Annotated in this window: 13 protein-coding genes; 6 read left to right on the top strand and 7 right to left on the bottom strand. The window is 72.5% G+C overall.

Features of this window, described 5'->3' with window-relative positions:
- Positions 1–15: 15 nt before the first annotated feature.
- On the top strand, positions 16–1,248 hold the full coding sequence (locus tag ACWEOZ_RS05350; protein ID WP_451909527.1) for an SUKH-3 domain-containing protein: 1,233 nt from the start codon (positions 16–18) through the stop codon (positions 1,246–1,248).
- A gap of 4 nt (positions 1,249–1,252) precedes the next feature.
- Here the strand turns inward: ACWEOZ_RS05350 and ACWEOZ_RS05345 are convergent, their stop codons facing one another.
- From ACWEOZ_RS05345 to ACWEOZ_RS05330, 4 genes are all read right to left on the bottom strand, one after another.
- Positions 1,253–1,939, bottom strand: coding sequence for a maleylpyruvate isomerase N-terminal domain-containing protein (locus tag ACWEOZ_RS05345; RefSeq protein WP_451909526.1), 687 nt, complete (start codon positions 1,937–1,939; stop codon positions 1,253–1,255).
- Positions 1,940–2,056: 117 nt separating this feature from the next.
- Positions 2,057–2,515, bottom strand: coding sequence for a TFIIB-type zinc ribbon-containing protein (locus ACWEOZ_RS05340; protein ID WP_451909525.1), 459 nt, complete (start codon positions 2,513–2,515; stop codon positions 2,057–2,059).
- A gap of 1 nt (position 2,516) precedes the next feature.
- The gene (locus ACWEOZ_RS05335) at positions 2,517–3,761 is read right to left on the bottom strand and encodes a glycosyltransferase 87 family protein (RefSeq protein ID WP_451909524.1); all 1,245 of its coding nucleotides are present in this window, start codon (positions 3,759–3,761) and stop codon (positions 2,517–2,519) included.
- Complete coding sequence (locus ACWEOZ_RS05330) at positions 3,758–6,289, bottom strand: putative bifunctional diguanylate cyclase/phosphodiesterase (protein WP_451909523.1); 2,532 nt, start codon at positions 6,287–6,289, stop codon at positions 3,758–3,760. The genes ACWEOZ_RS05335 and ACWEOZ_RS05330 overlap by 4 nt, the downstream gene beginning before the upstream one ends.
- 594 nt (positions 6,290–6,883) lie before the next feature.
- On the opposite strand from ACWEOZ_RS05330, the gene moaC reads away from it, so the two are divergent.
- The 4 genes from moaC to ACWEOZ_RS05310 are packed head-to-tail and all read left to right on the top strand — an operon-like array spanning position 6,884 to position 9,490.
- Complete coding sequence (gene moaC, locus ACWEOZ_RS05325) at positions 6,884–7,357, top strand: cyclic pyranopterin monophosphate synthase MoaC (protein ID WP_451909522.1); 474 nt, start codon at positions 6,884–6,886, stop codon at positions 7,355–7,357.
- On the top strand, positions 7,354–7,839 hold the full coding sequence (locus ACWEOZ_RS05320; RefSeq protein WP_451909521.1) for a MogA/MoaB family molybdenum cofactor biosynthesis protein: 486 nt from the start codon (positions 7,354–7,356) through the stop codon (positions 7,837–7,839). The genes moaC and ACWEOZ_RS05320 overlap by 4 nt, the downstream gene beginning before the upstream one ends.
- Entirely contained in the window at positions 7,836–9,062 is a 1,227-nt protein-coding gene (locus ACWEOZ_RS05315) for a molybdopterin molybdotransferase MoeA (protein ID WP_451909520.1), read from the top strand. The genes ACWEOZ_RS05320 and ACWEOZ_RS05315 overlap by 4 nt, the downstream gene beginning before the upstream one ends.
- Positions 9,059–9,490, top strand: coding sequence for a molybdenum cofactor biosynthesis protein MoaE (locus ACWEOZ_RS05310; RefSeq protein ID WP_451909519.1), 432 nt, complete (start codon positions 9,059–9,061; stop codon positions 9,488–9,490). The genes ACWEOZ_RS05315 and ACWEOZ_RS05310 overlap by 4 nt, the downstream gene beginning before the upstream one ends.
- Before the next feature lie 194 nt (positions 9,491–9,684).
- Here the strand turns inward: ACWEOZ_RS05310 and ACWEOZ_RS05305 are convergent, their stop codons facing one another.
- Together ACWEOZ_RS05305 and ACWEOZ_RS05300 are read right to left on the bottom strand one after the other, a co-directional pair.
- Positions 9,685–11,169, bottom strand: coding sequence for a glycosyltransferase 87 family protein (locus tag ACWEOZ_RS05305; RefSeq protein WP_451909518.1), 1,485 nt, complete (start codon positions 11,167–11,169; stop codon positions 9,685–9,687).
- 105 nt (positions 11,170–11,274) lie between these two features.
- Positions 11,275–11,817, bottom strand: a complete 543-nt coding sequence (locus tag ACWEOZ_RS05300) for a DoxX family protein (protein ID WP_360813878.1) — start codon at positions 11,815–11,817, stop codon at positions 11,275–11,277.
- Positions 11,818–11,913: 96 nt separating this feature from the next.
- Here ACWEOZ_RS05300 and ACWEOZ_RS05295 point away from each other — a divergent pair, with 96 nt between their 5' ends.
- On the top strand, positions 11,914–12,396 hold the full coding sequence (locus ACWEOZ_RS05295) for a GNAT family N-acetyltransferase (protein WP_451909517.1): 483 nt from the start codon (positions 11,914–11,916) through the stop codon (positions 12,394–12,396).
- A 13-nt stretch (positions 12,397–12,409) separates the two neighbouring features.
- Here the strand turns inward: ACWEOZ_RS05295 and ACWEOZ_RS05290 are convergent.
- A partial coding sequence (locus ACWEOZ_RS05290) for an AAA family ATPase (RefSeq protein WP_451909516.1) occupies positions 12,410–13,484 on the bottom strand: 1,075 nt, incomplete at its 5' end.

The following is a 13,484-nucleotide window of genomic DNA, read 5'->3' as shown; positions in this document are numbered from 1 at the left end:
GCGACAGGGGTTCAGATGATCACGCGGGAGGACGCCGAGGAGATCGCCGCCGGCTGGGCGCGCAGCGAGACCGAGCGCCGGGGGTACGAGTGCCTGCCCGTGGTCTCCGAGTTCGACCTCGGTTTTGTGGTCTGGACCAAGCAGCCGCCGACCGTGCTGCCCATCCCCGGTGACGGCGCCCGTACGGTCATCGACCGCCAGACCGGTGTCCTGTCCACCTATCCCGGCATCCCGGCCGAGGTGATCGCCGACCTCTACCGCACCCACCAGCCGGATGTGGTGGCCCAGCGCCGCACGGTCGATCCCGAGGTGGAGCTGCGCCGCAACGCCCGCCGCCGGCCGGCGCCCACCACCGCCGCGCACCTGACCGTCGACGGCCGGCTGTTCATCGCCCGCGGCGCGAAGGGCGACCAGGAGATCGACCATCACCCGCTGGTCCGCGCCTACCTGGGCGGCCTGGAGCCCGGGCGGACGGTGCGCGGCACCGAACGCCACGCCGAGCTGATCGTGCTCTCCGACGCCCTGCACGAGGCCGACCGGCAGCGCGGTGAGCCGTTGACGCTGGATGAGGCCCGCGCGTGGTTGCGCACCGCCGACTTCGAGGCCTACTACGTCCGGGACCGGGGTGACCCGCTGGGCGCGACCGTGGCGCGGCCGTGCGAGTCGTGCATCCTGACGCTCGTCGACTTCGCGTTGCTGCCGTGGTCGCATCTGGCTTTTGTGGAGCCCTTCCGGCCGTACTCGGAGAACATCGCCCAGCCCGGTCGCTTCCCGGACCAGGTCGCCGGGGCTCTCGCCGATGCGGGCTGGCGCCCGATGCAGCCGGTGGTGGCCGAGGTGCTGGCCGACGGGATGATCGACGACGTGGTCAACGTGCCCGGCCTGCGGTTCCGGCACGTGCCGTTCCCGGCGGCCCGGGCCGCGATCATGGATTTTCCGGGCATCTTCTGCGGCCTCCGCGGCCCGGGGATACGCCGCTGGGTCCGCTGGCTCAACCTCGAGCCCGTGGCCGCGGCGCACTCGGCGGACGTGCTGGGTGAGTTCGCCGAGGTGATCGGGGCGCCGCTGTTCCCGCTCGGCGTGGAGGCCAAGGGTGACGCGATCGTGGCGATCGACGAGCGCGGCCGGTTGTTCGCGCTGGACCAGGGCGGCGAGTGGTTCCTGGGCGAGACTCTGGACGAGGGCCTGCTCAGCCTGCTGACCGGTGACGGCCCGGCGGAACGCGTCCGCGACGACGGCACCTGGTAGGTCCTCAGCTCAGCAGCGGGAAGAGCTCCGCGCGATCGCCCAGCGCTTCGCGGTCGTCGGTGCTGAGCTCTTCGCGGCCCGAGCACTTGAGCAGGGCTTCCGGCTCGGACCAGAACTCCGGCAGACCGTCGCCCCCGGCCAGGCCGTCCACCGTGGACAACGCGATCGCCACGGCCTCGGGCGCCGGATCGGGCGCGTCCGGCAACGACACGATCAGGTCGAGGTGGTGGATGACCGCCTCGGTGATCAGGGTGGCGATGAAGTCCGGGACGGGGAGCACCAGGTTCTGCGTACGGATCAGGCTCGCCGGGTCGGCGTGGCGGGCCGCGTACCCGGCGGCGGCGACCGTCTCGGTCCAGCGCTCGACGACGCCGTGCGGCCGGGTGAAGGCCGCGGCCGTGCGGCGGACCCACTGGGCGTGCGCGATGGCCCCGGTCTCGCCCGCGCCCGGGAACGACCGGAAGTAGGTGACGAAGTCCGTGTCGGGCGGGCCGTCGGCCGGCGTGGCGAAGGCGACCAGGGCCCGCTGCGGGTCGAGGCTCAGGTGCAGCAGCAGGTCGCAGATCGTCCAGCCGCGGCAGCCCGACGGCAGCAGCAGGTCGAAGTCGTCAAGGTCACGGACGACGGCTGTCACGTCGGCATAGGCGGCGGTCAGGGCCTCGGCGAGGGCGGCGGGTGCGGGAAGTCCCATGACTCAGCACCCTGGCACGCGGCGAGCCCGCCCGCACCCAGAAGGCGCGGGCGGGACAGCCGCGTGCGGTGGCCGGCTCAAGAAAGAACTTGCATGGGTTTTCCGCCGCGGGCCAACTCAGTCGAAGAAGTCGTTCAGGAAGCTCTTGTGCTTCTTGCGGCCGCGGTAGTGACCGTGGTGGCCCTGGCGGTAGTGGCCGTGGTATCCGGCGGCGTACTGCGGCTGGTGTGCGCCGTAGGGAGCCGCGGCCGGGTACGCCGGCTGGCCGTACGCGGGCGGCGGTGACGCGTAGCCACCACCGGGCGGCGGCGGGGGCGGGGGCGCGTAGCCACCACCGTGCGGCGGGGGCGGGGGCGCGTAGCCACCCGGCTGCGGAGCCACGGGCGGGGCTTGCGCGGGGCGAGGGGCGGCCGGCGCTCCTCCCGGTCCGTTCCAGTTGGCCTCGGCCTCGAAGAGCTTCTCCAGCTCACCGCGGTCGAGGAAGATCCCCCGGCACTCGGTGCACTGGTCGACCGTGACGCCGCTGCGCTCGTAGACCCGCATCTCGCCATGACACTTCGGACAGGTCATCTGCATCTCACAAACGGTACAAGGCTGTGTCACCGCGTGGTGGCGTACTTGCTGTGGGTCTGCTGAGTGCTGCGCCGAGGGCGGGTGCCCAGACCAGCAGGGCCAGGGGGTAGAGCAGGTATCCGAAACGGGTCGTGGGCATCAGCAGGATCGCGGCCAGCAGGCCGTACCCGCAGAAAAGCGCAGCCGCCGCGGCCGTGCGCGGCGGCCGGCGGACGAGCACGACGGCGATCGCCAGGGCCACCGCGACCAGCAGGCCGATCGCGACATAACGACCGCCCGGCACCGCCTGGGCGATCAGATAGCCGGGGAACGGCGACTGGGCCGGGCTGGTCACCAGGCCGTGCCCGAGCGGAAAGCGGATCACGTTCTCGACGAACGCGTTCCCGTCGACCAGCAGCGCGGGCACCAGGGTCAGGACCGGCAGGCCGATCGCACCGGGCAGGAAGCGGCGGGCGTTGCCGGTGGTGAGGGCGAGGACGGCCAGGACGACCACGATCGGCAGGGCGAAGAGCTTGAGGGCGGCAGCCGCGCCGACGGCGAGGCCCGCGGCGCCGTAGCGGCCGCTCGCGCACAGAGCCAGGGCCAGCAGGGCGAGAGCCAGGACCGGCAGGTCGTCGCCCCCGGTGGCCAGGGTCAGGGCACAGATCGGGAGTACGGTCGCGAACTGCACCGCTCGCACCAGGCTCGCGCCCCGCGGCAGCAAGCGGATCGCCGCGACCAGCGCGGCGGCGGTCGCCACCGCGAACCAGACCCGGGCATCCGTCCACCAGACGTCACCGAAGGCGGCGCGCGGCAGGCCGAAAACGGCCATACCCGGCTGGTACGGCGCATACCCCAGCAACTGCTCACCCGGCGGCAGCGCGGCAATCGCGTCCGGCCCGAGGTACGGCGTCCCGGTGCCGGCCAGCCGCTCACCCATGTGCTCGACGACCAGCACTTCCTCCTGCGCCCGGCCGGTGCGACCGCCGGCCCGCTGCACCGCCTCGATCACCAGCGGCAGGATCGCCGTGCCGACCCAGGCCACCCAGGTCAGCGCCATCCGCCACCGTGGCCGCCGCAGCATCAGCTGCCCGGCCACCACGAGGAACGCGCCGAGGTAGGCCCAGGCGGCGACGGCACCCCAGGCCCGGTGCGGCAGCAACGTCGAGGTCAGCGCGGTCACCAGGGCGAACGCGGCGGCGAGGCCGTACAGCGCGGCGTCGGCGGCGAGGCCGTCCCGAGCCCGGTCGAGTCGCGCGAGCAGAGTCACGCGGGCAAGTGTGGCAGAGAAGATCTGCCCTGCCCCGGCGTCCGGCGCCGGGGCATCCGGACGACGGACCCGGCCGGGTGCAGTGCCCCGGCCAGCACACCCGGACGTCCGCCGGAGCCGCGTTGCAGCGTGGCCAGCAGCCGCCCGGAACGCATCGGACGCGCGAACAGGTGGCCCTGACCCGCGACACAGCCCAGCTCCCACAACGCGAGCCGCTGCGGCTCGCTTTCGACGCCCTCGGCGACGACCGTCAGGTGCAGGCTGCGCGCCAGGTCCACGGTCGAGCGGACCACGGCGGCGGCCTCGGAGGAGGTCTCGACCGCCCGGACGAAACCACGGTCGATCTTGAGCTGGTGCACGGGCAGCCGGGACAGCACCGAGAGCGAGGAGACGCCGGTGCCGAAGTCGTCGAGGGCCAGCCGTACGCCCGCGTCGCGCAGCTCGTTCAGCGCCCGGTCGACGACGTCGAGCTGGCTCAGGGTGAGGGTCTCGGCCAGCTCGAGCACCAGCCGGTCGGCCGGCACGGCGTGCCGGGCGAGCTGGGCGAGCACGGCCCCCGGGAAGGTCTCGTCGAGCAGGCTGCGCGGCGAGACGTTGACCGCGACCGGCAGGTCGAAGCCGGCTTCGAGCCACATCCGGTACGCGGTCAGCGACTGCTCCAGCACCGCGTTCACGAAGCCCGGCAGCTGCCCGGATCGTTCGACGGTCCGCAGGAACTGCGTCGGGGTGAGGTGGCCGTGCTGCGGATGGTGCCAGCGGGACAGCGCCTCGGCCGAGATCACCTCGCCGCTGCCGAGGTCGACGATCGGCTGGAAGTCGACCGAGAACTCGTGCTCGGCCACCGCGCGGGACAGCTCCCCGCCCAGCATGAGCCGGCCCACGTCGGCGGTGTCGCGCGCGTGTGCGTAGGTGGCCGTCCGCTGACCGCCGCGTTTCGCCTGGTACATCGCCACGTCCGCGCGGCGCATCAGCTCCTGGACGCCACCGCTGCCGGGCGCCAGGGCGATGCCACCGGCTGCCTGCACGGTGAGCTGCATGCCCTCGACCTCGATCGGCCGTTCCAGGCTGTCGAGCAGCGCGGTGGCCCGGTGGGCCGCGACCGCGGGGGTGGGCAGGCCGGTGAGCAGCAGCGCGAACTCGTCGCCGCCGAGCCGGGCCACCAGGTCGCCGGGCGCGGCCGCCTCCTCGAGGCGCTTGGCGACCTCGCGCAGCACGTCGTCACCGGCGGTGTGCCCGAGCGTGTCGTTGACTTCCTTGAAGTGGTTGAGATCGATCAGCAACAGGGCGAAGATGCCGTCGGTGTTGCGCATCTCGAAGATCGCTCTCGCCTGTTCCAGCAGCTCGCGGCGGTTGGCGAGGCCGGTCAGCGGGTCGTGGGCGGCGGCGTACGCGTTCTCGGCGTTGATCCGCTTGAGCTCGGCGTAGGCGCGCGCGTTGCGGATCGCCGTGTACAGCGACGAGGCGAAGGTGCGGAGTTTGTATTCCTCCGACTCGTTCAGCTTCACCGGCTTGCGGAACACCAGCCGCAGCACCCCGATGGCTTCGGTGTCCGGTCCTTGCAGCACCGCTTCGATGGTCGTCCCGGTGCGTCCGGGCGCCTCGGCGGCCACCCCCTCGTAGCTGAGCCGGCTCGCTGAACCCCGCACCAGCCGGGCCGGCGAGACGTCCCGCAGCTCGATCTCCGCCTCGTCGGCCGAGAACAGTTCCGGTACGCGGATCACCGCGGCCCGCAGCACAGCGGGCAGTTCGGTGACGTTGAGGAGATCGGTGCTGGCGGCCAGCCGGCGCCAGGCGTCCTGGTCGGCGCGCTGCCGGATCCTGTTCTTCGTCGCGAACTGCAGGGCCAGCACCGTCGGCACCATGGCGACGATGAACCAGTCCTCCTGCTTCACCACGAACGCGACGAGCAGCGCGATCCCGACATTGGCGATGCGGACGGTCAGCACCACGTCCCAGTTGCGCCGGGCGGCCTGCAGCCAGGATGTCCGGGTGGCCAGGGCGATCACCGTGTTGCCCAGCAGGTCGTCCACCACCGCGTAAGCCGCGGCGGCGAGCAGGAGACCCAGCGCCAGGCGGGCTAGACCGGGCGGCGCGAAGGTCAGCGCAGCGGTCGGACGGACACCGACCAGGTAGGCGACAGCGGCAGCCGCGGCGGCGGCCGTGGTGTCCTTCGCGACGTTGAAGGCGACCTTCATCGGCTCGCGCTTGTGCGGGCCGCGGACGAAGAGCTTGGTGGTGAGGATGCCCAGCGCGGTGCACACGATGACCCACTGGAGCGGGACCGTGGCGACGGCGATGAGGATCGCACCGGAGGTCGAGGAGAAGGAGCGGTAGTCGGAGCGGATCCGCAGCAGGATCAGCGGGCCGCTGGCCGAGGTGATGATGACGGTCAGCGCGGCCAGGTAGAAGACTTTGGCCGGCGCGATCGCGGTGATCGAACTGAAGGCCCACAGCAGGCACGCGGCTCCCGTGAACGCAACGAGACCGACATACAGCCGGAGCTGTCTGTCGGTCGTCTCGTCGTTCACCGCGGACTTCCCATGTACCCATGGTGGCCCAGTCCCCGTACGGGCTGTCAATGCTTCGTCGCCCTCGGGTAGTCGTTGCCGGTCGTCCGGCTCACCACCAGTCGTTCTCACGCATCTCGCATCTCCCGTCTCGTGAATGGCGCCGCGATTACGCGGAAGCCGAGCGACCAATTCCTTGAACTGCTGTTCTCCCTGGTTCCTGGCAAGAGGTTAGGAACCGCACGGGGAATTGTGAAGCAGGATTTGTCGCTCGTTTCACGAATTGCGAGTATCGAGAACTTTGTACCGAATGCGTAGCGGGTGAATGACGCTCCGCAGTCGGGGGGAGACCAAGCATTCCCGAGCCTGGCCCGACCCAAACCCCCGCAAATGTCCTGGTGCGCGGGGTGGCGGCCGCACTGCAATCTACTTCCCGGTGCGTCGCTGTGTCCCGCTGGAAAGCGCGCGACGGCTCAATTCACCGCGCGGAACGGATTGCGAATCAAAATGGCTACGCAAAGTTGGTGATCGCTGACGAAGCGAGAGGATCCGCGGGTTAATAAGGGACCGCACCGCCCCCCTCGATACGCTGTACGGGTGACGAACGCAGCGAAAATGACGCATGTCGACGCCCACGGGGCCGCCCGCATGGTGGACGTGACAGGCAAGGACGTGACCGAGCGCCTGGCCGTCGCCGCCGGCCGGCTCAGCACGACCCCGGAAGTGGTCGCCCTGCTGCGCGGGGACGGCCTGCCGAAGGGTGATGCGCTCGCCGTCGCGCGGATCGCCGGGATCATGGGCGCCAAGCGCACCCCCGACCTCGTGCCGCTGTGTCATCCGATCGGGCTGCACGGGGTCACCGTCGAGCTCGACATCACCGACGCCGGCGTCGACATCACCGCGACGACCCGGACGGCCGACCGCACCGGCGTCGAGATGGAAGCGCTGACCGCCGTCGCCACCGCCGGGCTGGCGCTGATCGACATGGTCAAGGCCGTCGACCCGGCAGCGAGCATCGAAGCCGTACGGGTGCTGCGCAAAGAGGGCGGCAAGACCGGCCAGTGGCTGCGCCCGCAGGACCGCCCGTGATCCGCGCCCGCGTCATCGTCGCCTCGAACCGGGCCGCGGCCGGCGTCTACGCCGACACCAGCGGTCCCCTGCTCGTCACCGGGCTGCGTGACCTCGGCTGCGAGGTGGACCCCGAGCCGGTCGTGGTGCCCGACGGCGAACCGGTGGCCGAGGCGCTGCGGGCCGCCGTCGCGGACGGGATCCAGGTGGTGCTCACCAGCGGTGGGACCGGCGTCACTCCGACCGACCGGACCCCCGAGGCGACCCGTCCGCTGCTCGACTTCGAGGTGCCCGGGATCGCGGAGGCCATCCGCGCGTACAGCAGGGACAAGGTGCCGTCAGCGGCGTTGTCCCGCGGCCTGGCCGGGGTGGCGGGCCGCACGCTGGTGGTCAACCTGCCCGGCTCGACCGGCGGCGCCCGCGACGGCCTGGCCGTGCTCGGGCCGATCCTTGTCCACACGGTCGCCCAGATCGGCGGCAGCGACCATAAGCTCTCCGAGTGAGCGCAGACAGCATCCCGGTCGACTGGGACAAGGCACGCACGTTCGGATACGAAGCCGGTAGGGCGGTGGCGGGTCCGGCCGAGGCTGTGCCGCTCGCCGGTGCCGACGGCCGTACCCTCGCCGAGCCCCTGGTCGCGCTGACCGACCTGCCCGCGTTCCCGACGTCGAGCATCGACGGTTGGGCCGTGCGTGGCGCAGGGCCCTGGCGGCCGACCGGCCGCGTGCTGGCCGGCGGCACGGCGGCCCCGCTCACAGCCGACGGCACCTGCGTCGAGATCGCCACCGGTGCGATGGTCCCCGAGGGCGCGGAAGCCCTGATCCGCGTCGAGGAGTCGACCCGCGACGCCGAGGGCCGGGTCAGCGGCACACCCCGCCCCCAGCCCGAATGGCGGCTGCCGGGCGATGAGGCCCGCCGCGGCGAGGTGCTGCTGCCGGCCGGCACCCCGGTCGACCCGGCAGTCCTCGGCATGGCGGCGACCTGCGGCTACGACCGGATCCCGGTCCGACCGCAACCCCGCGCGGCCCTGCTGGTCTTCGGCGACGAGCTGCTCACCAGCGGCCCGCCGGGAGCCGGCCGGGTCCGGGACTCACTGAGCCCGCTGGTCCCCGCCTGGCTGCGCCGCTACGGCGCGACCGTCAGCCCGGGCGCGGTGCGCGGCCCCGTGCAGGACACGCTCGAGGCGCACGTCGCCGCGATCCGTGAGGCACTGACGATCGCCGACGTGATCTGCACGACCGGCGGCACGATGAACGGCCCGGTCGATCACCTGCACCCGGCCCTGGCCGAGCTCGGCGCCGAATACGTGATCAACACGGTCGCGGTCCGCCCCGGCTTCCCGATGCTGCTGGCCAAGGTGCCGTCCCCGGACGGCCGCTACCGCTTCCTGGCCGGCCTGCCCGGCAACCCGCAGTCGGCCGTGATCGCCCTGATCACCCTGGTCGCCCCGCTGCTGGCCGGCCTGCACGGACAGGAGCTGCCGCCGCTGCGCAAGGTCGAGCTGACCGCGCCGGTCCCCGGCCGCGGCGGCTTCACCCACCTGGCCCTGGCCGCCCTCGACCAGGACGACCGCCGGGCCACCCCGGTCGGCCACGTCGGCTCGGCGATGCTGAGAGGCCTGGCCACCGCCGACGGCTTCGTCGTGGTGCGCCCCGACACGGAAGCGGCCGCCGGCGACCTGGTCCCGTTCCACCCCCTGCCGCTGTATCCGGGAGAGCGCCTGTGACCACCACCGAGACAGTCCGGATCGCCGAGGTCCACGACACGACCCTCGACCTGGCCGCCCACGAGAAAGCGGTGGCGGACCCCCGAGCGGGCGCGGTCGTGTCCTTCCAGGGCGTGGTCCGCGACCACGACGACGGCAAAGGCGTGACGCTGCTGGAATACGAAGGCCACCCGACCGCGGCGGCGGTGCTGCGCGAAGTGGCGGAGGAGATCGCGGCCGACCCGGATGTCTACGCGGTGGCGGTGTCGCACCGGGTGGGAGTGCTGGGCATCGGAGACGTGGCGTTGGTGGCGGCGGTGAGCACAGCCCACCGGGCGGCGGCGTTCACGGCGTGCGCGCGGCTGGTGGACGAGGCCAAGGCCCGCCTCCCGATCTGGAAACGGCAGGTCTTCACCGACGGCACCGAGGAGTGGGTGAACTGCCCCTGAGGATCTTCAAGGTCAAGTGCTGGATCTCGTAGGTGGGTGGGTGGTGCTGACCGTCGCTCCCGCCGAGAGCGGTCGCTTCGCTCCCTGCCATGTGGTTGCATGGCTGAGCTCGTCGCGCTTCGCGCGACCTCAAGCCCACGCTTCCGCCACCTGTGGTGGCTCACGGTTCGCATCCGCGGCGCGGTGTCTGCGGCTCAGCGGCCCGGATCGCGCGGCGGCGGGATGGCTGTCGCCGGGAGCGGTCCGCCCGGCCGGTTGCTCGCCGGTCCCACCCGCCGAGCCAGACCCGGGTTGCTGCGCGCCGAGCGGCCGACACCCTCACCGCCGCCCAGATCAGCGGTGGCCGCCTTCCGGCGTGCGCCGGGAGCAACCCGCCCCAACCACCGGTTGATCGGAAACGCCGGCGCCACCCCCGGACGCCACGGCAACGCGTTGACCAGCAAGATCAGGGCCAGCGCATAACAGTTGTCCGAGAACGAGTCTCGCAAGCTCCACATCGGAGCCAGCACGAACAGCAGGTACGTCATCCCCGCCGCCAGCGCGAAGGTCATGCCGGGCCGGCGACCGGGTGGCCGCCGGTGCGAAGTCACCCGCCGCCGCGCCGCCGCGTCGATCAGGATCAGCACCGCCGGCAGGATCCAGATCAGTTCGTGGGTGTCGGTCACCGGCCCGACGATCGCCACCGTCAGCCCGACCAGCGTGAACGCGGCGATCTCATCCCCGTCCGCATGGGCCGCGCGAGCCCGGATCAATCCGACGGCGATCAGCAGCAGCGAGAACGACAACCACAGGAGCACCGGCGCTGTGGCGGAGTCGTAGATCCGGGCCAGCACGCCGGCCAGCGACTGGTTCGCGATCGCGTCGACCGGCCCGGTGCGGTCGATGCGCCACAGCACCTCGCCGAGCCAGGCGGCAGTCTCCCGGGGACTGATCAGCCAGGCGGCGAACGCCGCACTCAGAGCTGTGCCCGTTGCGGTCAGCGCCGCCCGCCATTGCCTGGTCACCGCCAGGTACACGATGAAGAAAGCCGGAGTCACCGCCAGCGCCGTCGCCAGCCCCACCCCGAGGCCGGCCCAGGCGCCGGTCGACCAGCCGCGGCGCAGCAGGTCGCCCGGGGTGCGGCCGCGCGGTGGCGAGGATGCCGGCCGGCCCGGCCACCACGCCGCCCGGCTGCGCGCCCACGCGCTGCGGCGGAGCGCCACGATGTCCGCGGTGACCAGGCCGAACGCGAGCAGGTCGAGCGTGCCCAGCCCGAGCGCGGCGCGTACCGGCTCGATGGTCAGGGCCAGGGCGCCCGCGGCCAGGACGACCGGCCAGGGGCGGCGGCCGTAGCGACGGGCCACCGGGCTGACCAGCGCGATCATGGACAGGCCGAGGGCGGCCACCCCCGCGAGGGCGGTCAGCCAGCCGGCCAGCGGCAGCGGCAGGAACACCGCGGGGCCGACGACGAACAACGCGGGCGGTGGCAGCGCGGTGCCGAGGTGGGTCAGCGGCGAGCGGTACGCGTACAGGCCGTTGCCGGTCAGGGCGTGACTGATCGCCGCCCGGTCCACGGCGAGGTCGCTGAAGCCGTACCGCTGGGCGATCGTGGTGATCGCGGCCAGGATGCCGACCCACGCGAGCAGGACCACCAGGCACCTGGTCGTGGCCGGACGCGCGGCAGTCCGCATCGCGGGCATGGCGCGACCTCCCCGTGGCTCGACCCGGCGGCACGGCGCCGGTCTCGAGCGCGCCGCCGCCCTGGTGCTTCGACGGCTTAACGCCGGGCGAGCCCGTTAGGTGATTTACCCGGGGATCTTGCGCGCGGCGGCCGCGGAGACCGTGGCGATCTTGGCTTCGCGCCGGGCGGTCCGCACCGCGCGGCGCACCGAGCGCTGCGAGCGGTCCACCGCGTGGCTGGTCCGATAGCCGATGCCCGGCTTGCCCTGGGTGTCGACGGCGGCCAGCAGCAGGCCCCCGAGCAGCCCCAGGTTCTTCAGGAAGTCGGTCTGGTGCTGCGCCCGCTGCGGCTGCGGATAGGTCCAGAACGGGTGTCCGGCGAAGGTCGTCGGCACCAGGCCGGCGGCGAGCGCGAGGGCGGCGGGCCGGGTGAGGCGGCCGCTGGCCAGCAGCAGCCCGGCGACGACGTCGGACGCCGCCTTGGCCCGCACGAGGTCGCGCGCTTCGGTGGGCAGGCGCGGGTCGACCTTCTCGATCATGGGCGCGACCTTGTCGGTGACCCGCTTGGCCGCGGTGACCTTGGCATCCGGGTCGAGCACGACGCGGATGCCGCTGACCACGAAGATCGCACCGAGCATGGCACGGGCTGCAGTACGCACAGGCTTCATAACCCTCGTTATACCCGGATCCGCGCGGGTGTGCCGGGTGAGTTGTGGACAGACGCCACTCAAGGTCAAGGGCGGGCCACCGTAGGGTTCACGGTCATGACTGAGGTGCGCATCGAGCAACCCGAGGATGCCGACGGCATTCGCCGTCTGCTGGAGTCGGCGTTCGGCGGCGAGGCCGAGGCCCGGCTGGTCGCGGCTCTGCGGCCGACCCACGCCTGGCTGCCCGAGTTTTCCGTCGTCGTCGAGGAAAACGGTCGCCTGGTGGCGTTTGCGCTGCTCAGCAGGGTGATGGCCGGTGGTGAGGAAGCGCTCGCACTGGGGCCGGTGGCGGTCACGCCTGAGCGGCAGCGGCAGGGGCTCGGCACCAGCGTCGTCCGCGACGCGCTGCGGCGGGCCACCGAGGCGCGGGAACGGCTCGTGCTGGTGCTCGGCGACCCGGCGTACTACCGGCGGTTCGGGTTCGTGCCGGCCGCGCCGTACGGGATCACCAGCGAATGGTCCTCGGCCGGCGACGCCTGGCAGGTCCTGGCCCTGCGACCGGTCGAGGCGCGCTACCCGTCGGCCTGGCGGCACGTCTAGGCCGCGGCCTAAGTCAGGGCTGGGTCCGCAGATATCGCCCGAAGTGCGGCACGGTGAACGCCACCGTCCCCCGCTCGCCCGAGTAGATCAGGCCCTTCTTGATCAACGCGTCCCGGGCCGGCGACAGGCTGGCCGGTCGCCGGGACAACGCGGCGGCGATGTCGGCGGTCGGCACGGCGGCGTCCATGTCGTTGCCCGAGTCGCCCGACAGAGAGGCCATCGCGCGCATGTATTCGCGTTCGGCCGGGGTGGCCCGCTCGAAGCGGGAGCCGAAGAAGCCGACCGCCAGCTCGGCCTCGGCCTCCGGCGCCGCCACCCGGACATCCTCCGCGGTCACCGGCGACGTCGGCGCGTGGTCCCAGGTCGCCTTCCCGTACGCCTGCACGAAGTACGGATAGCCGCCCGACTTGTCGTAGAGCAGGTCCAGCGCCTTGGGCTCGTACTCGACGTCCTCGCGGGCGGCGGGCGCGCACAGGGCCAGGTCCGCGGCGATCCGGTCGAGGCGGTCGATGCGCTGGTACCGGAAGAGGCGCTCCGAGTAGGACTTGGCCGCGGACAACACGGCCGGCAGGTGCGGCAGGCCGGCGCCGACGACGATGAGCGGCGCGCCGAGCTGGGACAGCTCGTGGCAGGCGGCGCACAGCGCGGACACGTCGGTCGGGCCGAGGTCCTGCATCTCGTCGATGAACAGGGCGATGCCGGTGCCCACGTCCGTGGCCAGCGACGCGGCGTCGGTGAACAGCTCGACCAGGTCGATCTCGATGTCGCCGGAGTCGGCGCGGCCCCGGGCGGCCGGCACGTCGATGCCGGGCGTCCAGCGGTCACGCAGCTTCGCCGAGGAGTCGTTGGCCCGCAGCGCGAAGGCCTTGAGGACGGCCAGCACCTCGTCGACCCGTTCCGGGTTGCGGTGGTGCGGGGTCAGCTCGCGGATGGCCATGTGCAGCGCGGCGGAGACCGGGCGGCGCAGCGACTGGTCCGGCCGGGCCTCGATCTTGCCGGTGCCCCAGAGCCGGCCGATGGCGGCCGAGCGCAGGGTGTTGAGCAGGACGGTCTTGCCGACTCCGCGGAGTCCGGTCAGGACCAGGCTG

The organism is Actinoplanes sp. NPDC004185 (assembly GCF_053603475.1).
The sequence above is the reverse complement of the archived record's forward strand: the minus strand, read 5'-3'. Positions and strand labels throughout refer to the sequence as shown.